Source organism: Helicobacter pylori NCTC 11637 = CCUG 17874 = ATCC 43504 = JCM 12093 (genome assembly GCF_900478295.1).
GTDB lineage: Bacteria > Campylobacterota > Campylobacteria > Campylobacterales > Helicobacteraceae > Helicobacter > Helicobacter pylori.
Map to the genome: position 1 here is coordinate 573,269 of NZ_LS483488.1, position 18,267 is coordinate 591,535.

The 18,267-nt window shown below is 39.4% G+C and carries 19 protein-coding genes and 7 tRNA genes; 25 read left to right on the forward strand and 1 reads right to left on the reverse strand.

Annotated features, from left to right (window positions below; genetic code table 11):
• Nucleotides 1-99: 99 nt before the first annotated feature.
• The 12 genes from purD to DQL14_RS03050 all read left to right on the forward strand — a co-directional run bounded on the left by purD (nt 100) and on the right by DQL14_RS03050 (nt 11,172).
• Entirely contained in the window at nt 100-1,374 is a 1,275-nt protein-coding gene (gene purD, locus DQL14_RS02995) for a phosphoribosylamine--glycine ligase (RefSeq protein ID WP_108169778.1), read from the forward strand.
• A gap of 41 nt (nt 1,375-1,415) precedes the next feature.
• Nucleotides 1,416-1,895 (forward strand): RDD family protein, encoded by a 480-nt coding sequence (locus DQL14_RS03000; RefSeq protein ID WP_001257391.1) that lies wholly within the window; start codon nt 1,416-1,418, stop codon nt 1,893-1,895.
• A 2-nt stretch (nt 1,896-1,897) separates the two neighbouring features.
• On the forward strand, nt 1,898-4,159 hold the full coding sequence (locus DQL14_RS03005) for an LPS-assembly protein LptD (protein WP_108169779.1): 2,262 nt from the start codon (nt 1,898-1,900) through the stop codon (nt 4,157-4,159).
• A gap of 14 nt (nt 4,160-4,173) precedes the next feature.
• A complete protein-coding gene (locus tag DQL14_RS03010) occupies nt 4,174-4,878 on the forward strand; it encodes a phosphoribosyltransferase (RefSeq protein WP_001090660.1) in 705 nt (234 codons plus the stop codon).
• 2 nt (nt 4,879-4,880) lie between these two features.
• Nucleotides 4,881-6,947 carry a polyribonucleotide nucleotidyltransferase gene (locus DQL14_RS03015; protein WP_108169780.1) on the forward strand — a complete coding sequence of 689 codons (2,067 nt, stop codon included), beginning with the start codon at nt 4,881-4,883 and terminating at the stop codon, nt 6,945-6,947.
• A 133-nt stretch (nt 6,948-7,080) separates the two neighbouring features.
• On the forward strand, nt 7,081-7,398 hold the full coding sequence (locus DQL14_RS03020; RefSeq protein WP_000669961.1) for a F0F1 ATP synthase subunit C: 318 nt from the start codon (nt 7,081-7,083) through the stop codon (nt 7,396-7,398).
• A 72-nt stretch (nt 7,399-7,470) separates the two neighbouring features.
• Nucleotides 7,471-7,557, forward strand: a tRNA-Leu gene (locus tag DQL14_RS03025).
• Between the two features lie 52 nt (nt 7,558-7,609).
• A tRNA-Leu gene (locus tag DQL14_RS03030) sits at nt 7,610-7,696 on the forward strand.
• 267 nt (nt 7,697-7,963) lie between these two features.
• Nucleotides 7,964-8,479, forward strand: coding sequence for a serine O-acetyltransferase (gene cysE / locus DQL14_RS03035; RefSeq protein WP_000886344.1), 516 nt, complete (start codon nt 7,964-7,966; stop codon nt 8,477-8,479).
• 323 nt (nt 8,480-8,802) lie between these two features.
• Nucleotides 8,803-9,087 (forward strand): IceA2 protein, encoded by a 285-nt coding sequence (locus DQL14_RS03040; RefSeq protein WP_042631808.1) that lies wholly within the window; start codon nt 8,803-8,805, stop codon nt 9,085-9,087.
• A 324-nt stretch (nt 9,088-9,411) separates the two neighbouring features.
• The gene (locus tag DQL14_RS03045; protein ID WP_108169781.1) at nt 9,412-10,401 is read left to right on the forward strand and encodes a DNA adenine methylase; all 990 of its coding nucleotides are present in this window, start codon (nt 9,412-9,414) and stop codon (nt 10,399-10,401) included.
• A 102-nt stretch (nt 10,402-10,503) separates the two neighbouring features.
• Nucleotides 10,504-11,172, forward strand: coding sequence for an HAD family hydrolase (locus DQL14_RS03050; RefSeq protein WP_108169782.1), 669 nt, complete (start codon nt 10,504-10,506; stop codon nt 11,170-11,172).
• An 8-nt stretch (nt 11,173-11,180) separates the two neighbouring features.
• Here DQL14_RS03050 and DQL14_RS03055 read toward each other — a convergent pair whose 3' ends face one another.
• Complete coding sequence (locus DQL14_RS03055; protein ID WP_108169783.1) at nt 11,181-12,917, reverse strand: ABC transporter ATP-binding protein/permease; 1,737 nt, start codon at nt 12,915-12,917, stop codon at nt 11,181-11,183.
• A 189-nt stretch (nt 12,918-13,106) separates the two neighbouring features.
• Here DQL14_RS03055 and DQL14_RS03060 point away from each other — a divergent pair.
• The 13 genes from DQL14_RS03060 to rplL all read left to right on the forward strand — a co-directional run bounded on the left by DQL14_RS03060 (nt 13,107) and on the right by rplL (nt 18,218).
• A tRNA-Thr gene (locus DQL14_RS03060) sits at nt 13,107-13,182 on the forward strand.
• A 27-nt stretch (nt 13,183-13,209) separates the two neighbouring features.
• A tRNA-Tyr gene (locus tag DQL14_RS03065) sits at nt 13,210-13,294 on the forward strand.
• A 15-nt stretch (nt 13,295-13,309) separates the two neighbouring features.
• Nucleotides 13,310-13,386: transfer RNA gene (locus DQL14_RS03070), tRNA-Gly, on the forward strand.
• A 30-nt stretch (nt 13,387-13,416) separates the two neighbouring features.
• Nucleotides 13,417-13,491, forward strand: a tRNA-Thr gene (locus DQL14_RS03075).
• Nucleotides 13,492-13,617: 126 nt separating this feature from the next.
• Complete coding sequence (tuf, locus tag DQL14_RS03080) at nt 13,618-14,817, forward strand: elongation factor Tu (RefSeq protein ID WP_001040578.1); 1,200 nt, start codon at nt 13,618-13,620, stop codon at nt 14,815-14,817.
• Between the two features lie 33 nt (nt 14,818-14,850).
• The gene (gene rpmG, locus DQL14_RS03085; protein WP_000865159.1) at nt 14,851-15,009 is read left to right on the forward strand and encodes a 50S ribosomal protein L33; all 159 of its coding nucleotides are present in this window, start codon (nt 14,851-14,853) and stop codon (nt 15,007-15,009) included.
• Nucleotides 15,010-15,048: 39 nt separating this feature from the next.
• A tRNA-Trp gene (locus DQL14_RS03090) sits at nt 15,049-15,124 on the forward strand.
• A gap of 140 nt (nt 15,125-15,264) precedes the next feature.
• Nucleotides 15,265-15,444, forward strand: a complete 180-nt coding sequence (gene secE, locus DQL14_RS03095; protein WP_000362123.1) for a preprotein translocase subunit SecE — start codon at nt 15,265-15,267, stop codon at nt 15,442-15,444.
• Nucleotides 15,445-15,473: 29 nt separating this feature from the next.
• Complete coding sequence (gene nusG, locus DQL14_RS03100) at nt 15,474-16,001, forward strand: transcription termination/antitermination protein NusG (RefSeq protein ID WP_162296912.1); 528 nt, start codon at nt 15,474-15,476, stop codon at nt 15,999-16,001.
• Nucleotides 16,002-16,018: 17 nt separating this feature from the next.
• On the forward strand, nt 16,019-16,444 hold the full coding sequence (gene rplK, locus DQL14_RS03105) for a 50S ribosomal protein L11 (protein ID WP_001085997.1): 426 nt from the start codon (nt 16,019-16,021) through the stop codon (nt 16,442-16,444).
• Nucleotides 16,445-16,488: 44 nt separating this feature from the next.
• Nucleotides 16,489-17,193: a 50S ribosomal protein L1 gene (gene rplA, locus DQL14_RS03110; protein ID WP_108169785.1), complete on the forward strand. Its 705-nt coding sequence runs from the start codon at nt 16,489-16,491 to the stop codon at nt 17,191-17,193.
• A 108-nt stretch (nt 17,194-17,301) separates the two neighbouring features.
• Nucleotides 17,302-17,796 (forward strand): 50S ribosomal protein L10, encoded by a 495-nt coding sequence (gene rplJ, locus DQL14_RS03115; RefSeq protein ID WP_108169786.1) that lies wholly within the window; start codon nt 17,302-17,304, stop codon nt 17,794-17,796.
• 44 nt (nt 17,797-17,840) lie between these two features.
• On the forward strand, nt 17,841-18,218 hold the full coding sequence (gene rplL / locus DQL14_RS03120) for a 50S ribosomal protein L7/L12 (protein ID WP_001018219.1): 378 nt from the start codon (nt 17,841-17,843) through the stop codon (nt 18,216-18,218).
• Nucleotides 18,219-18,267 lie beyond the last annotated feature (49 nt).

Sequence of the window (18,267 nt, forward strand, 5' to 3'; positions counted from 1 at the left end):
AAAATCCTCCTAGCCTTATTAGTGTAGGTTTGTTGAACTTATGCGCATGTAAAAGTAGCGGTCATCTGGGTTTAAAAACAACCACATTGCAGGAAAGACATGAAAGATAACAATAGCTATAATGTTTTAATTGTGGGGAATAAGGGGCGAGAGTATGCTTTGGCTCAAAGGCTTCAGCAAGATGAGCGAGTGAATGCTTTGTATTTTTGTTTGGGTAATGGTGGCACTCAAGATTTAGGCGAAAATCTGGAATGCGAACATTACGAGCATATCGTGGAATTAGCCCTGAAAAAACAGATCCATTTAGCCATCATTTCAGAAGAAGAGCTTTTGATTTTGGGGCTTACAGAAATGCTAGAAAAAGCGGGGATTTTAGTGTTTGGGGCTTCTAAAGAAGCGGCTAAGTTAGAGGCTTCTAAAAGCTATATGAAAGCTTTTGTTAAAGAGTGCGGTATCAAAAGCGCGTCTTACTTTGAAACAAACGATTTAAAAGAAGCTCTCAATTACATTCAAAACGCTTCCTTCCCCTTAGTGATTAAAGCGTTGAATAAAAACACAAGCATTGTCCATCAAGAAGAAGAAGCGATAAAAATCCTTGAAGACGCTTTCAAACAAAGCAATGAGCCTGTGATCATAGAGCCTTTTTTAGAGGGGTTTGAGCTTTCAGTTACAGCGCTCATAGCCAATGATGATTTTATCTTGTTGCCCTTTTGCCAAAACTACAAACGCTTATTAGAGGGGGATAATGGGGTCAATACGGGGGGTATGGGGGCCATCGCTCCTGCAAACTTTTTCTCTAATGAATTGGAAGAGAAAATAAAAAATCATATCTTTAAACCCACTTTAGAGAAACTTCAGGCTGATAACACGCCTTTTAAAGGGGTTTTACTCGCTGAAATTGTAATCATAGAAGAAAAGGGCGTTTTAGAGCCGTATTTATTGGATTTTAGCGTGCGTTTTAAAGATATTGAATGCCAGACGATTTTACCCCTTTTAGAAAGCTCGCTTTTAGATTTGTGTTTGGCCACAGCCAAAGGGGAATTAAATTCTCTTGAATTGGTGTTTTCTAAAGAATTTGTGATGAGTGTGGCGCTTGTTTCTAGGAATTACCCCACTAGCTCTTCGCCCAAACAAACCCTTTATATTGATCCGGTTGATGAAAAAAAGGGCCATTTGATTTTAGGGGAGGTGGAGCAGGATAATGGCGTGTTTGAAAGCAGTGGGGGGAGGGTGATCTTTGCCATTGGCAGAGGAAAATCCTTATTAGAAGCCAGAAACCATGCTTATGAAATCGCTCAAAAGGTGCATTTTGAAGGCATGTTTTATCGCAAGGATATTGGTTTTAAGGTGTTAGATTTGAAAGAATATTCTTGAAGTTTAAGACAAACCAAAGAGTTTGTCTTGTTTGTTTTTGAATGCGCTCTCCAAATTTAGAAAAAGAAGAAACTGAAATCATAGAAACACTCCTTATGCGTGAAAAAATGCGTTTATGCCCCTTGTATTGGCGCATCTTAGCGTTTTTAACCGATGGTTTGTTGGTAGCGTTTTTATTGAGCGATCTTTTAGACGCATGCGATTTCTTGCATTCTTTATACTGGCTGGCTAACCCCATTTATCACAGCGCGTTTGTTGCGATGGGTTTTATCATCTTGTATGGCGTTTATGAAATCTTTTTTGTGTGTTTGTGCAAGATGAGTTTGGCTAAATTGGTTTTTAGGATTAAAATTATTGATATTTATTTAGCGGATTGCCCCAGTAGGGCTATTTTATTGAAGCGTTTAGGGTTAAAGATCGTGGTTTTTCTATGCCCCTTTTTATGGTTTGTGGTGTTTAAAAACCCCTATCATAGGGCGTGGCATGAAGAAAAAAGCAAAAGTCTTTTGGTGTTGTTTTAATCATGATTTATTGGTTGTATTTGGCGGTCTTTTTTTTGTTGAGTGCATTAGACGCTAAAGAAATCGCTATGCAACGATTTGACAAACAAAACCATAAGATTTTTGAAATCCTTGCGGATAAAGTGAGCGCTAAAGACAATGTGATAACCGCATCAGGGAATGCGATCTTATTGAATTATGATGTGTATATTTTAGCGGACAAGGTGCGTTATGATACCAAGACTAAAGAAGCGTTATTAGAGGGGAATATCAAGGTTTATAGGGGCGAGGGTTTACTCGTTAAAACCGATTACGTGAAATTGAGTTTGAATGAAAAATATGAAATCATTTTCCCCTTTTATGTCCAAGACAGCGTGAGCGGGATTTGGGTGAGCGCGGATATTGCTAGCGGGAAGGATCAAAAATATAAGATTAAAAACATGAGCGCTTCAGGGTGCAGCATTGATAACCCCATTTGGCATGTCAATGCGACTTCAGGCTCATTCAACATGCAAAAATCGCATTTGTCTATGTGGAATCCTAAGATCTATGTCGGTGATATTCCTGTATTGTATTTGCCCTATATTTTCATGTCCACGAGCAACAAACGCACTACCGGGTTTTTATACCCTGAGTTTGGCACTTCCAATTTAGACGGCTTTATTTATTTGCAACCCTTTTATTTAGCCCCCAAAAACTCATGGGATATGACCTTTACCCCACAAATCCGCTATAAAAGGGGTTTTGGCTTGAATTTTGAAGCGCGCTACATCAACTCTAAAAACGACAGATTTTTATTCAACGCACGCTATTTTAGGAATTACACTCAATACGTCAAACGCTATGATTTGAGGAATCAAAATATCTACGGGTTTGAATTTTTAAGCTCTAGCAGGGACACTTTACAAAAATATTTTCATCTTAAGTCTAATATTGACAACGGGCATTACATTGACTTTTTATACATGAACGATTTGGACTATGTGCGTTTTGAAAAGGTCAATAAGCGTATCACAGACGCCACGCACATGTCTAGGGCGAATTACTACTTGCAAACAGAAAATCATTATTACGGCTTGAATATCAAGTATTTTTTAAACCTGAATAAAATCAACAATAACCGCACTTTCCAATCTGTCCCTAATTTGCAATACCATAAATATTTAAATTCTTTGTATTTTAAAAATTTGTTGTATTCGGTGGATTATCAGTTTAGAAACACCGCAAGAGAGATCGGCTATGGCTATGTGCAAAACGCTTTGAATGTGCCGGTGGGCTTGCAATTTTCTTTGTTTAAAAAGTATTTGTCTATAGGGCTTTGGAACGATCTCCAACTATCTAATGTGGCTTTAATGCAATCTAAAAATTCCTTCGTGCCTACGATCCCTAATGAATCAAGGGAATTTGGGAATTTTGTGTCTTCAAATTTTTCCATGTATGTCAATACGGATTTAGCCAGAGAATACAACAAGCTTTTCCACACGATCCAATTGGAAGCGATTTTCAACATCCCTTATTACACCTTTAAAAACGGCTTGTTTTCTCAAAACATGTATGCTTTAAGCGCGCAAGCCTTAAACAGCTACACTTCGCCTTTATTGAGAGATTATGATTATCAAGGGCGTTTGTATGACTCGGTGTGGAATCCTAGCAGCATTTTACCTAGCGATGCGAGCAATAAGACGGTGGATTTAACCCTAACGCAATACCTTTATGGCTTAGGGGGACAAGAATTGTTGTATTTTAAAATATCGCAACTCATCAATCTTGACGATAAAGTTTCGCCCTTTAGAATGCCACTAGAGAGCAAGATCGGGTTTTCGCCCTTAACAGGATTGAATATCTTTGGGAATGTCTTTTATTCGTTTTATCAAAACCGCTTAGAAGAAATCTCTGTGAACGCCAATTACCAACGCAAATTTTTAAGCTTTAACCTCTCTTATTTTTTAAGGAACAATTTTAGCAGTGGGATTAATAGCATTGTAGAAAATCCTGCGGATTATTTAAAGGCGGGTTTTAGCAACGACTTTGGCTATTTTTCCATGAGCACGGATGTGGGTTATGATATTAGAAACAATGTGGTTTTAAATTGGAATGTGGGGATTTATAAAAAAATCCGTTGTTTTGGGATTGGCTTTCAATTCGTCAACCAACGACGCCCTATCCTTACTGGCGATCCCAACCAGCCTATAAGAGTGTTTGAAAATAACTATGTTAAGCTAGAATTAGACTTTTCACCGATCACTAAAACCAATGTAACTTACCGCTCTTTACAGCGTAAGTGAGAAAAGGAATAGATTTGAATACGGATTTTAGCCATATCACCGATATAGAGGGCATGCGTTTTATCAATGAAGAAGACGCTTTAAACAAATTGATTAATGAAATCCACACGCGCCATATTGATTTAAAAGATTCCATCATGCTCGCTTTGAGTTTTAACGCTCTGTATTTAGCTCACGCTTTAGCGCAAAAATTTGGAGCGACTTATGATATACTTTTTTTAGAACCTATCCTAGCCCCTTTAAACTCAAAATGCGAAATCGCTTTAGTGAGTGAAAGCATGGATATAGTGATGAATGAAAGTTTGATCAATTCCTTTGACATCACTTTAGACTATGTTTATGGGGAAGCCAAGCGAGCTTATGAAGAAGACATTTTGTCTCACATCTATCAGTATCGCAAAGGCAATGCGATCAAAAGCTTGAAAGATAAAAATATTTTTATCGTAGATAGGGGGATTGAAACCGGGTTTAGAGCAGGGTTAGGCGTGCAAACTTGCTTGAAAAAAGAATGCCAAGACATTTATATTTTAACCCCCATTCTCGCGCAAAATGTCGCTCAAGGCTTAGAAAGTTTGTGCGATGGGGTGATTAGCGTGTACCGCCCTGAATGTTTTGTCTCTGTGGAGCATCATTATAAAGAACTCAAGCGATTAAGCAATGAAGAAATTGAAAAATACTTGGGCGCTAACAACGCGCCTAATTTAAAAAAGGAACATTAAATATGGATTTTATCACCATCAATTCTAGTAACAAAACCGAAGAGTTCGCTCTCAAACAAGTGGCCAAACAAGCCACCAGCTCTCTAATGTATCGCTTAGGAAAAACCATCATTTTAGCGAGCGTGTGTATAGAAAGAGAGCCTGTGAGTGAAGATTTTCTGCCTTTAGTGGTGCAGTTTTTAGAAAAATCTTATGCAGCCGGTAAAATCCCAGGCGGTTTTGTTAAAAGAGAAGGCAGGGCGCAAGATTTTGAAATCTTAACCTCTAGGCTCATAGACAGGACTTTACGCCCTTTATTCCCTAAAGACTACCGCTACCCTACACAGATCACTTTAATGGTTTTAAGCCATGATATTGAAAATGACTTGCAGGTTTCTGCTTTAAACGTCGCTTCAGCCGCTCTCTTTTTGGCCCATATCGCTCCCATTAAAAGCGTGAGCGCTTGCAGGATCGCTAGGATTGATAACAAATTTATCATTAACCCTAACACAAGCCTTTTGAATCAATCCAGTTTGGATTTGTTCGTGTCTGGAACGAAAGAGAGTTTGAACATGATAGAAATGCGCTCTTTGGGGCAAAAATTGAACGCTTTAGAAGAGCCTTTAATGCTAAAAGCTTTAGAATTGGCTCAAAAAAGTTTGAAAGAAACTTGCACGCTTTATGAAGAGGTTTTCACGCCCCACCAAAACGAGCTGCTTTTTAAAGAGAGCCAAGGAATAATTTTTAATGAAAGGCTGTTAGATTTATTGAAAAATCAGTATTTTGATGAAATCATCAAAGGCATTGAAAGTTCTGCTTTGAGCGAGCGAGAAAATGTTTTCAATGAAATTGCCAGAAAAATCAGTGAAGCCCATTCAGAATTCAGTTTAGAAGAAATTGAATTGTCTTTAGAAAAAGTGAAAAAAACTGAGATAAGGCGCATGATCATTCAAGATAAAATCCGTCCGGATAAGCGCGCGTTAGAAGAAGTGCGGCCCATTTTGATAGAGAGCGATTTGCTCCCTATGGCGCATAGCTCCATTTTATTCACTAGGGGGCAAACGCAAAGCTTAGTGGTAGGGGTTTTAGGCACGGATAATGACGCTCAAACCCATGAGAGTTTGGAGCATAAAACCCCTATCAAAGAGCGCTTCATGTTTCATTACAATTTCCCTCCTTTTTGCGTGGGCGAAGCGAGTTCTATTGGTGCGGCTTCAAGGCGCGAATTAGGGCATGGGAATTTGGCTAAAAGAGCCTTAGAAACGAGCATTAAAAATAAAGAGCAGGTGATACGATTGGTTTCTGAGATTTTAGAAAGCAATGGTTCAAGCTCAATGGCGAGCGTGTGCGCAGGCTCTTTAGCCCTTTATGCAAGCGGTGTGGAAATTTATGATCTAGTCGCTGGGGTGGCTATGGGCATGGTGAGCGAAGGGCAAGATCACGCTATTTTAAGCGATATTAGCGGCTTAGAAGACGCAGAAGGCGATATGGATTTTAAGATTGCTGGGAATTTAGAAGGCATTACGGCCATGCAAATGGATACCAAAATGAGCGGTATCAAGCTAGAAATTTTATACCAAGCCTTACTCCAAGCCAAAAAAGCACGAGAGCACATTTTAAAAATCATGCATGAAGCGAAAGAAAAGATTGTGATCAATTTTTCTAACTTGCCTGCAACGGAGATTTTTAATGTCGCGCCCGATAAAATTGTGGAAATTATCGGTCAAGGGGGGCGTGTGATCAGAGAGATAGTAGAAAAGTTTGAAGTTAAAATTGATTTGAATAAACCGAGCGGTGAAGTGAAAATCATGGGGAATAAAGAACGGGTTTTGAAAACTAAGGAGTTTATTTTAAACTATTTGCAGTCTTTAGATCAAGAATTGGAGCAATACGCTATTGATGAGGTGTTAGAAGCTCAAGTGAAGAGAATCGTGGATTTTGGGGCGTTTTTAAGCTTGCCTAAGGGGGGCGAAGGCTTGTTAAGAAAGCAAAACATGGACAGGTGTCAAGTGGTTTTAAAAGAAGGCGATAGCATCAGGTGTAGGGTGATTAGTTTCAATAAGGGTAAAATCGCTTTGGATTTGGCTTAAAATTTTAAAAAGCGTTTTTTAAAAGCGTTTTTTAAGCTAGTTTGTATTAAAATAAATTCTTGCTTGTATTTTTGAAAGTAGAGGAACGATTCGAAATGAAAATCAAGCCTAATTTTTGAAACGGAGTGCGAAAATGAAATTTTTAGCGTTATTTTTTCTGGCTTTAGCGGGCGTTGCTTTCGCTCATGATGGCGGAATGGGTGGGATGGATATGATTAAATCTTATTCTATCTTAGGAGCGATGATCGGTCTAGGGATTGCCGCTTTTGGTGGGGCGATCGGCATGGGGAATGCGGCCGCAGCGACCATTACGGGCACAGCGAGAAACCCAGGAGTGGGCGGTAAATTGCTCACTACCATGTTTGTGGCCATGGCGATGATTGAAGCGCAAGTGATTTATACTCTAGTGTTTGCTATTATCGCTATTTATAGTAACCCATTCTTAAGTTAAGGGTTTTGATGGGCTAAATCATTGCTTAAAAAGCGTGATTTAGCTATAATATTTGTTTATTTTAAATTTTTAGCACTGGTGGTGGAATTGGTAGACACGCCATCTTGAGGGGGTGGTGGGAGCAATCTCGTGCGAGTTCGAGTCTCGCCCAGTGCACCATTAAGTTTCTTTAAGGAATAAGTGGGTATAATCTCACTCTTTGTTCTATAACGCCGAAGTGGTGGAATTGGTAGACACGCTAGACTCAAAATCTGGTGGGAGCAATCCCGTGTCGGTTCGAGTCCGACCTTCGGCACCACTACTAGTAATTTTTTTCAATCTGCTTTTTATCTTTTTCGTTTAAAATTTTTTCGTTTAAAATAGTTTTATTCCAAATAAATGCCAAATCAATGATGGATTAGTGGGTTTTTAAGTCTTTTTTAAAGGGTTGTTTAATCCATTATAAAAGGGGTGTGAGTTTAGGTATAATGACAAGAAAAATTTGCATCAAATTTTATTAGAATGGATGAGAAAAAATCTGCTTAAGTCATGTTGATTCAAATATATTCCAACCGGAGACTCTGTCATGCTAGATCTGTCTTATAGCTTGGAGCGTGTCTTACAAGAAGACCCGGCAGCTAGGAATAAGTGGGAGGTGCTCTTGCTTTATCCGGGCATTCATGCACTGCTTTGTTACCGCCTAGCGCATGCGTTGCACAAGCGGAGGTTTTACTTCATTGCGCGCGCGCTTTCTCAGTTAGCGCGCTTTATCACTGGGATAGAAATCCACCCGGGCGCTAAGATTGGGAGAGGGCTTTTTATTGATCATGGCATGGGTGTGGTGATTGGCGAGACCACAGAGATTGGAGATGATGTTACCATTTATCATGGCGTAACTCTAGGAGGTACGGGCAAGTTTAAGGGCAAGCGCCACCCTACTTTAGGCAACCGAGTGGTAGTGGGGGCAGGGGCTAAGGTCTTGGGTGCGATTTGCGTGGGCGATGATGTGAAGATTGGGGCTAATGCGGTGGTGCTTTCAGATTTACCCACGGGTTCTACGGCTGTAGGTGCTAAAGCCAAAACCATCACAAAGGATCGTTAATTTTAAATAAGCGGTTGGAGTTTGCGCCATGCGGGTTATTTTGAGGTAAATTGATTAATGAGACTGATTTTACGAGAGTTAAGCGAGTTTGTTTTTAAGTTATTCTTTAGGGATTTTGTGATCAAATACTCAAATACTCAAATACTCAAATACTCAAATACTCAAATACTCAAATACTCAAATACTCAAATACTCAAATACTCAAATACTCAAATACTCAAATACTCAAATACTCAAATAAGGTTTATCTGTTAGTTAGGCTATAGACTAGACTGGTAGTTTGATGTTGGGTATATCACAATTTATATTTTAGGAGGTTTATAATGGCGATTGTAGTTAAAGTCGTTAATGGCAAAATACAGGAATTTGAGAATGGTATCCATAAGAGAACTTATGGTAGTAATATTGTAGCTGCAGATACTGATGGGCATATTGTTGCTGCTGTTACTGCAAAGGGTAAGGTAGAAGAATTTGAGAATGGTATCCATAAGAGAACTTATGGTAGTAACGCTATTAATGTGCAAGTTTCAGGTGGTGTAGTGGCTGTAACCACATCAAAGGGTAAAGTGGAAGAATATAAGAATGGTATTCATAAAAGGACCTACTAGAAAATAGGGCAATAGCGGCAAAAGCTTTGGCGCATTCAGCTAGTGGGGGTGTCGCTGTTTTTCTAGCGGTGTTTTAATGAGCAGTTGCGATAGAAAAAGTCTTTGTTTATAATAGGGGGTTGTCTCGTTGTTTTAATGAAGCGATTGTAGAGCGTGCGGTATTAAAAAAACGATCATCGTTTCACATAGGATTGATTAGTTGGTTTTAAGATTATTTTAATCGTGGGGGTTAGGACTTATTCATAATCAAGTTATGTTACAATACATAAAATTTAACTTTAATATAGCTATACCATTTAAAGAAGCATATACAAACACAGATCAATGAACTACATCGGCTCTAAATACAAGCTCATTCCCTTTATTAAGGAAAATATCCATGCGGTTGCGGGCAATGATCTCTCTGGTGCGATTTTTTGTGATTTATTCGCTGGGACGGGCATTGTGGGGCGTGCGTTTAAAAAAGCCGTTAATAAGGTTATTTCTAATGATTTGGAATATTATAGCTTTGTTTTGAATCAAAATTATATCGGCAACATTCAAGAAATCCCTAACCAAGAAGAGCTTATTGATAGGCTCAATAGCGTTGCTTTAAAAAAGGGCTTTATCTATTCGTATTATTCTTTAGGGGGGAGTTCAAGGCAGTATTTTAGCGAAACAAACGCTCAAAAAATTGATGCGGTGCGTCTAAAAATTGAAGAGCTTAAGCTTTCTCAAAACATTGATAATTGCGCGTATTATTTTTTGCTCGCATCGCTATTAGAAAGTGCGGACAAGGTGGCTAACACCGCTTCAGTGTATGGGGCTTTTTTAAAACGCCTTAAAAAAAGCGCTCAAAAAGAACTCATCTTAAAAGGCGCTCATTTTGATTTGAGTTTAAACGCTAATGAAGTGTATCAGCAAGACGCTAGCGAGTTGATCGGAAAGATTTCAGGGGATATTTTGTATTTAGACCCTCCTTACAATGCGAGGCAATACGGGGCGAATTACCATTTATTAAACACGATTGCTATTTATACGCCCTTTGCTCCAAAAGGCAAAACCGGCTTGTCCAGTTACCAGAAATCATCGTTTTGCTCTCGTTCTCAAATCTTAAACGCTTTTGAAAACTTGATCAAAAAAGCGCGATTCAAATACATCTTTTTAAGCTATAACAATGAAGGGCTTATGAGCGAGACAGAGATTAAAAATATCTTAAAAAAATACGGCGCTTACTCCTTAATGACCAAAACCTACATGCGTTTTAAAGCCGATAACAAACGCACCCACAAAGCCGCACACACCAAAGAGTGTTTGCATATTCTTATCAAATAAGAATCAAAATAGCCTAACCTTTAAATGGCAAAAATAATCGCTTAAATACCGCTTGAATAAGGTAAAATGAATCCAAAATAAGCCTATAAAAAAGGGGAAATCATGGCGCTTGAAGTGGTTTTATGGGATTTTGATGGCGTGATTTTTGACAGCATGCATTTAAAATATGAAGGGTTTAAGGCGTTGTTTCAAAAGCATGGCAACAAGAATCAAGAGAGTTTGAAGCAATTTGAAGTTTATCATTATCAAAGCGGAGGGATTTCAAGGAATGAAAAAATCCAATATTTTTATAATGAGATTTTAAAAACCCCTATCGCTCAAGAAGAAGTGGGTGCATTAGCCCTAGAGTTTGGCGCTATTATAGAACAAAAGCTTTTTGATAGGGAGCATTTGAATAGCGAAGTGATGGCATTTATTGATAAGCATTATAAAAATCATGTTTTCCATATCGCTTCAGCGGCCTTGCATAGCGAATTGCAAGTGTTGTGCGAGTTTTTAGGGATCATTAAGTATTTTAAGAGCGTTGAAGGGAGTCCGCCTAATAAGCCCAAGATCATCGCCAATATCATTCAAAAATATGCCTATAACCCAAGCCGCATGCTAATGATAGGCGATAGCGTCAATGACTATGAAAGCGCTCAAGCTAATGAAGTGGCGTTTTTGGGTTACAACAGCAAGGTTTTGAAAAATTTAGTGGGTCAAAACGGCTATCAAGGGAAGTATTTAGAGAGCTTTAAAGGGTTTGATTTGCAAAACTTTATAAAAGAGTAAGGCCAACTTTAGCCAAGATTGTCTTTGTGTTGGCTCATATCAATGATGACTTCACAGCGTTCAATCGTGCTTAAGCGGTGGGCGATAACGATTAGGGTTTTATTTTTAGCGATTTGATAGATTTCATCCATGATTTTACTCTCGGTTTCATTGTCTAGGGCTGAAGTGGCTTCATCTAAAACCAAAATTTCAGGGTTATCGTATAAGGCTCTTGCAATGCCTATGCGCTGTTTTTGACCGCCACTAAGCTTAGCGCCCCCTTCGCCCACTTGGGTTTTAAGGCCCTCATGCTCGCATAAAAAATCATAAATATGAGCCATTTTGCACACCTTAATCAAGCGTTTTTCATCTATGGCGCTCCCAAAAGCGATATTATCCCCCACAGTGCCATCAAAAAGGTAAATATTTTGGGGGATATAGCCTATTTTTTTACGCCATGAGCGCCTGTTTTCGTTGGTTAAAAGGGTGTTATCAATAAAAATTTCCCCGCTTTTAGGGTAAGTAAGCCCCATAATAATATCCGCTAGCGTGGATTTCCCGCACCCGCTATGGCCTATGAGAGCGACTTTTTGACCTCTTTGAATAGTGAGGTTAAAATTTTTCAAAACCGGGTGTTTTGACTTATAAGCGAATGAGATGTTTTGGAGAGTGATTTTTTTATTAAAGTCTAAAGGGACTAAATCCTCTTCAACGATGGTTTTAGTAAGGCTTTTAAACACAATGTTAGTCGCAAGCTGGTTGTAAGCGATTTCATTGTAGTAGTTGATCATTCCAGTCACAGAAGGGAGTATGCGATAAAGCGCTAGAGCATACATAGAAATGGTAGGGAGCACCATTTTAGCTTCGCCGTATTTGAATAGAATGTAAGCGACCGCTAAAATCAACAAGCTAAAGCCCACCGTTTCTATTGAATACCTGGGGACTACTTGCAAAGTAGCGTAAATGATCTCAGTGTCATGGGCTTTACGGCTATTTTCTCCAAAGAGCTTGTGGGCTTCTTCGTGGTTGTCTTTGAGTTTAGTGATTTTGAAATTGCTGAAAAATTTTGAAAAAACCTTAAGCGTTTGCGCTTTGGATTTGGCAGCCATCTCACCCTTTTTCTTAATGAGAACGGTGACTTTTTTGACAATAAGAAAAATTTGTAAGGCGAGGATCATAGTAAAAACGAGCGTTATTTTCCAGTTAGTTAATATGAGCGTGGAGTAGAAAAAAACGATCACAGTTATTTCAGTGAGTAAGCTTAAGAATGCGTTAAAGCTCATAAACATGCCCTCTGCTTTATTGTTGATAATGTCTCTTAAAGAATCCAAGTTGTGGTTAAGGTGGGAAAGGTAGTTGCTTTTAATGTGCTGCAAGAAAAGTTGTTGTTTGATTTGATAAGCTTTCTTATTGGAAAAACGCCCTTTCAAATAAGTGAAAGACACCCCATAAAACATCCTGAACAAATAAATCCCCACCAAGCAAAAACTAAAGAAATACATAAGGCGAACGGGAGATGAAAAATGGAAAAAATCATAGACCATTTTCCAGTCTTTATCGTCTAAAGCCCTGCTAGGATCGGAAGCGAGAGTGATAAAAGGCATTAGGAGAGTTAGAGACATCACTTCCACAAAAGAAGAAAAAACCGCCATCAGCACAAGCAGGAAAAAAACCATTTTTTCCTTGAAAGTGATGAGCATATAGATTTGCTTTAAAGAACGCAAAAAGTATTTTAAAGTAGAGATTTTATGTTTTTTTTTCGCCATAATTTAAGTGTCCATAAATTCTTTTATATGTAATAAGCTTGAGCTGTGTTAAGCCAAATTGAGCTAGATTATAGCTAAATTTTAACCATGCTCTGTGCCATACGAATAATTTAGCTTTCTGCCATCATTTCTTGACAAGTCAAGTATAAAACTGCTATAATCCCAAGTCTTTAATTTGTTTAATTTGTTGCTGGCTTAGCTCAGTTGGTAGAGCAGCTGCCTTGTAAGCAGCAGGTCGGGGGTTCAAGTCCCTTAGCCAGCTCCAGTTGAAATGTTATTGTGCAAAGTTTTTGGTGAGATACTCAAGTGGCCAACGAGGGCAGACTGTAAATCTGCTGACTATGTCTTCCGTGGTTCGAATCCACGTCTCACCACCATTTTGTTTTATAGATGCGGGAATAGCTCAGTTGGCTAGAGCATCAGCCTTCCAAGCTGAGGGTCGCGGGTTCGAGTCCCGTTTCCCGCTCCATTTTTAGGATAACATTTTAGTTTTTGAGGCGCCTATATAGCTCAGAGGCAGAGCACTTCCTTGGTAAGGAAGAGGTCGGCGGTTCAATTCCGCTTATAGGCTCCAGTTTATAATCTCTTGAATGGCGATAAGACAAAAATGTCTTAAATTTTGTGGTAGCATTTAGGAATACTTAGGATTTTGTTTAGTATAATTCTAAAATCCATTTCAAAAAATTAAGGAGAAATACAAATGGCAAAAGAAAAGTTTAACAGAACTAAGCCGCATGTTAATATTGGAACCATTGGGCATGTAGACCATGGTAAAACGACTTTGAGTGCAGCGATTTCAGCGGTGCTTTCTTTGAAAGGTCTTGCAGAAATGAAAGACTATGATAATATTGATAACGCCCCTGAAGAAAAAGAAAGAGGGATCACTATCGCTACTTCCCACATTGAATATGAGACTGAAAACAGACACTATGCGCATGTGGATTGCCCAGGACACGCTGACTATGTAAAAAACATGATCACCGGTGCGGCACAAATGGACGGAGCGATTTTGGTTGTTTCTGCAGCTGATGGCCCTATGCCTCAAACCAGAGAGCATATCTTATTGTCTCGTCAAGTAGGCGTGCCTCACATCGTTGTTTTCTTAAACAAACAAGACATGGTAGATGACCAAGAATTGTTAGAGTTGGTAGAAATGGAAGTGCGCGAATTGTTGAGCGCGTATGAATTCCCTGGTGATGACACTCCTATCGTAGCGGGTTCAGCTTTAAGAGCTTTAGAGGAAGCAAAGGCTGGTAATGTGGGTGAATGGGGTGAAAAAGTGCTTAAGCTCATGGCTGAAGTGGATGCCTATATCCCTACTCCAGAAAGAGACACTGAAAAAACTTTCTTGATGCCGGTTGAAGATGTGTTCTCTATTGCGGGTAGAGGGACTGTGGTTACAGGTAGGATTGAAAGAGGTGTGGTGAAAGTAGGCGATGAAGTGGAAATCGTTGGTATCAGAGCTACACAAAAAACGACTGTAACCGGTGTGGAAATGTTTAGAAAAGAGCTAGAAAAAGGTGAGGCCGGCGATAATGTGGGCGTGCTTTTGAGAGGAACTAAAAAAGAAGAAGTAGAACGCGGTATGGTTCTATGCAAACCAGGTTCTATCACTCCGCACAAGAAATTTGAGGGAGAAATTTATGTCCTTTCTAAAGAAGAAGGCGGGAGACACACTCCATTCTTCACCAATTACCGCCCGCAATTCTATGTGCGCACGACTGATGTGACTGGCTCTATCACCCTTCCTGAAGGCGTAGAAATGGTTATGCCTGGCGATAATGTGAAAATCACTGTAGAGTTGATTAGCCCTGTTGCGTTAGAGTTGGGAACTAAATTTGCGATTCGTGAAGGCGGTAGGACCGTTGGTGCTGGTGTTGTGAGCAATATTATTGAATAATATTAGCAAAAAGAGTTACCATAAAGGGTCATTATGAAAGTTAAAATAGGGTTGAAGTGTTCTGATTGTGAAGATATCAATTACAGCACAACCAAGAACGCTAAAACTAACACTGAAAAACTGGAGCTTAAGAAGTTCTGCCCAAGGGAAAACAAACACACTCTTCATAAAGAAATCAAATTGAAGAGCTAGTTCTTTCTTTTGTGTTGTGATTGAAAAGGAGGGGAGGTTAGGTCAGTAGCTCCAATGGTAGAGCGTCGGTCTCCAAAACCGGTTGTTGGGGGTTCGAGTCCCTCCTGGCCTGCCATCTACTAATTTATTCTATCAAATTTTTGTTTCAATTGGATTGTTTTTGAATTTTTTAATTTTAGTTTAAGCTATTTTGGATAAAATTGAAAATTCTTTTAATGTATAAATATTAAGTTTAAGTGAGGGCGAAAAGAAACTATGGATAAATGGCTCATGCAATATAAATTAGCTAGAGAAGAGCTTTCTAAAGTGATATTTCCTATTAAGGAGCAGATACGCAACGCGCTTGTTTCTGTTTTGGTGGTGGTGAGTGCTATCACGCTGTTTTTAGCTTTGTTGGATTTTTCTCTGGGGGCTTTTATCTCTAGTGTTCTATAGGTTGGTGGCTTTAAATAAGGAGAATAATGATGGATTGGTATGCCATACAAACTTATTCAGGGAGCGAGCAGTCCGTTAAGAAAGCGATTGAGAATCTAGCGAACGATCATAATATAAGAGATAGGATACAAGAGATCATTGTGCCTACTGAAGATATTATAGAGGTTTCTAAAAAAAGCAAGACGAAAGTAACGGAACAAAGCCTTTATCCTGGGTATGTTTTTATTAAGGTGGATTTAGATACGGTTTTGTGGCATAAGATACAATCTTTGCCAAGAGTGAGCCGTTTTATTGGAGAAAATAAAAAGCCAACCCCATTGAGTGAAGCGGATATTGGGCATATTTTAGAAAAAATGAATAACCGAGCGGCCCCCAAGCCCAAAATCTTTTTTGAGCAAGGCGAAGTGGTGCGCGTGGTGGAAGGTCCTTTTGCGAACTTTACTGCTACGGTGGAAGAGTATGATGTGGAACACCGCAAGCTCAAGCTCAATGTTTCTATTTTTGGCAGGAACACTCCAATAGAGATTTTGCATTCGCAAGTGGAAAAAATTATATAACTTTTTAAGGAGAAAACATGGCTAAAAAAGTAGTCGGAGAAATCAAACTTCAAATCCCTGCCGGTAAGGCAAACCCTTCACCTCCCGTAGGGCCAGCGTTGGGTCAAAGAGGGGTTAATATCATGGAATTTTGTAAGGCTTTTAATGAAAGAACTAAAGACATGGGGAGTTTTAATATCCCAGTCATTATCACGGTTTATCAAGATAAGAGTTTCACCTTTATCACTAAAAAGCCTCCGGTAACGGATTTGATCAAAAAAGCTTCTGGGGTTGAAAAAGGTTCTGACAACCCGCTCAAAAATAAGATCGCAAAGCTCACCCACAAGCAAGTGGAAGAGATTGCGCAATTGAAAATGGAAGATTTAAACACAAGCACCATGGAAGCGGCCAAAAAAATCGTTATGGGCAGCGCTAGGAGCATGGGCGTAGAAGTTGTGGATTGATTGGGTTTTGTTGGAATTGAAAGAAATTTTTAAGGATTAGAATCGTGGCAAAAAAAGTATTTAAAAGATTGGAAAAACTTTTTTCTAAAATTCAAAACGATAAAGCGTATGGCGTAGAGCAGGGCGTAGAGGTGGTTAAATCCCTCGCTTCAGCCAAATTTGATGAAACCGTGGAAGTAGCGTTAAGGCTAGGGGTTGATCCAAGGCATGCGGATCAAATGGTGCGCGGTGCGGTGGTGCTTCCTCATGGAACAGGGAAAAAAGTAAGAGTGGCCGTTTTTGCAAAAGACATCAAGCAAGATGAAGCCAAGAACGCTGGGGCTGATGTCGTTGGCGGAGATGATTTGGCTGAAGAAATCAAAAATGGTCGCATTGATTTTGACATGGTGATTGCAACGCCTGATATGATGGCGGTTGTCGGTAAAGTGGGTAGGATTTTAGGCCCTAAGGGTTTGATGCCAAACCCTAAAACCGGAACCGTTACGATGGATATTGCTAAAGCGGTTACTAACGCTAAAAGCGGTCAAGTGAATTTCAGGGTGGATAAAAAGGGCAATGTTCATGCCCCTATTGGTAAGGCGAGTTTTCCTGAAGAAAAAATCAAAGAAAACATGCTTGAGTTGGTTAAAACGATCAACCGCCTAAAACCCAGTAGTGCGAAAGGCAAGTATATTAGAAACGCCGCTCTTTCGCTCACCATGTCGCCTTCAGTGAGTTTGGACGCGCAAGAATTGATGGATGTTAAATAGCGTTAGGAGTTTTTAATCTTAGGCTGAAGATCGTAAGAGCTAAAAAGCTTAAAATTTCTTTTTTAAAAAGATAATCTTGCAGAGGTCTAGTCTAGAAAGGAGGAAAAGATGCAAAAACAACATCAAAGGCAGCATAAAGTAGAGCTAGTCGCTAACTTAAAATCGCAATTTGCAGATGCCAAAGCCCTTTTAATTTGCGATTATAAGGGTCTTAGCGTGAAAAAGTTGGAAGCTTTAAGGAATAAGGCTCGCAATCAAGGCATTAAAGTGCAAGTGATTAAGAACACTCTCGCTCATATTGCCATGAAAGAGGCTGGCTACTCTGATTTGGATTTGAAAGAAACCAATGTGTTTTTGTGGGGCGATGATCAAATCGCTCTCTCTAAACTCGTGTTTGATTTCCAAAAAGAGCATAAAGATCACTTTGTGTTGAAAGCGGGCTTGTTTGATAAAGAAAGCGTTAGCGTAGCTCATGTGGAAGCGGTTTCAAAACTCCCAAGCAAAGAAGAGCTTATGGGAATGTTGCTTTCTGTTTGGACGGCTCCGGTGCGTTATTTTGTGACCGGTTTAGACAATTTGCGTAAAGCGAAAGAAGAAAACTAAGAGCCTATGATGGCTTTAATTAAAAAAATTTGAAGGATTGGATTATGGCAATTTCAAAAGAAGAAGTGTTAGAGTATATTGGTTCATTGAGCGTTTTAGAGCTTGCTGAATTGGTTAAAATGTTTGAGGAAAAATTTGGCGTGAGCGCGACTCCAACGGTCGTAGCGGGTGCGGCTGTAGCTGGCGGTGCAGCGGCTGAGAGCGAAGAAAAAACCGAATTTAATGTGATTTTAGCCGATAGCGGTGCTGAAAAAATTAAGGTGATTAAAGTGGTTCGTGAAATCACTGGACTTGGCCTGAAAGAAGCTAAAGACGCTACCGAAAAAACCCCTCATGTGCTTAAAGAGGGCGTGAATAAAGAAGAAGCTGAAACCATCAAGAAGAAACTTGAAGAAGTAGGTGCTAAGGTTGAAGTCAAGTAAGACTTAAAAACAGAAAGGCCTTTTGCGCCTTTCTCTGATCTAGTGCGGC

Bases quoted from the DNA above. Each gene is read 5' to 3' on its own strand.
- purD (WP_108169778.1), top strand. From the start codon at position 100: ATGAAAGATAACAATAGCTATAATGTTTTAATTGTGGGGAATAAGGGG.
- DQL14_RS03000 (WP_001257391.1), top strand. From the start codon at position 1,416: ATGCGCTCTCCAAATTTAGAAAAAGAAGAAACTGAAATCATAGAAACA.
- DQL14_RS03005 (WP_108169779.1), top strand. From the start codon at position 1,898: ATGATTTATTGGTTGTATTTGGCGGTCTTTTTTTTGTTGAGTGCATTA.
- DQL14_RS03015 (WP_108169780.1), top strand. From the start codon at position 4,881: ATGGATTTTATCACCATCAATTCTAGTAACAAAACCGAAGAGTTCGCT.
- DQL14_RS03020 (WP_000669961.1), top strand. From the start codon at position 7,081: ATGAAATTTTTAGCGTTATTTTTTCTGGCTTTAGCGGGCGTTGCTTTC.
- cysE (WP_000886344.1), top strand. From the start codon at position 7,964: ATGCTAGATCTGTCTTATAGCTTGGAGCGTGTCTTACAAGAAGACCCG.
- DQL14_RS03040 (WP_042631808.1), top strand. From the start codon at position 8,803: ATGGCGATTGTAGTTAAAGTCGTTAATGGCAAAATACAGGAATTTGAG.
- DQL14_RS03045 (WP_108169781.1), top strand. From the start codon at position 9,412: ATGAACTACATCGGCTCTAAATACAAGCTCATTCCCTTTATTAAGGAA.
- DQL14_RS03050 (WP_108169782.1), top strand. From the start codon at position 10,504: ATGGCGCTTGAAGTGGTTTTATGGGATTTTGATGGCGTGATTTTTGAC.
- DQL14_RS03055 (WP_108169783.1), bottom strand. From the start codon at position 12,917: ATGGCGAAAAAAAAACATAAAATCTCTACTTTAAAATACTTTTTGCGT.
- tuf (WP_001040578.1), top strand. From the start codon at position 13,618: ATGGCAAAAGAAAAGTTTAACAGAACTAAGCCGCATGTTAATATTGGA.
- rpmG (WP_000865159.1), top strand. From the start codon at position 14,851: ATGAAAGTTAAAATAGGGTTGAAGTGTTCTGATTGTGAAGATATCAAT.
- secE (WP_000362123.1), top strand. From the start codon at position 15,265: ATGGATAAATGGCTCATGCAATATAAATTAGCTAGAGAAGAGCTTTCT.
- nusG (WP_162296912.1), top strand. From the start codon at position 15,474: ATGGATTGGTATGCCATACAAACTTATTCAGGGAGCGAGCAGTCCGTT.
- rplK (WP_001085997.1), top strand. From the start codon at position 16,019: ATGGCTAAAAAAGTAGTCGGAGAAATCAAACTTCAAATCCCTGCCGGT.
- rplJ (WP_108169786.1), top strand. From the start codon at position 17,302: ATGCAAAAACAACATCAAAGGCAGCATAAAGTAGAGCTAGTCGCTAAC.
- rplL (WP_001018219.1), top strand. From the start codon at position 17,841: ATGGCAATTTCAAAAGAAGAAGTGTTAGAGTATATTGGTTCATTGAGC.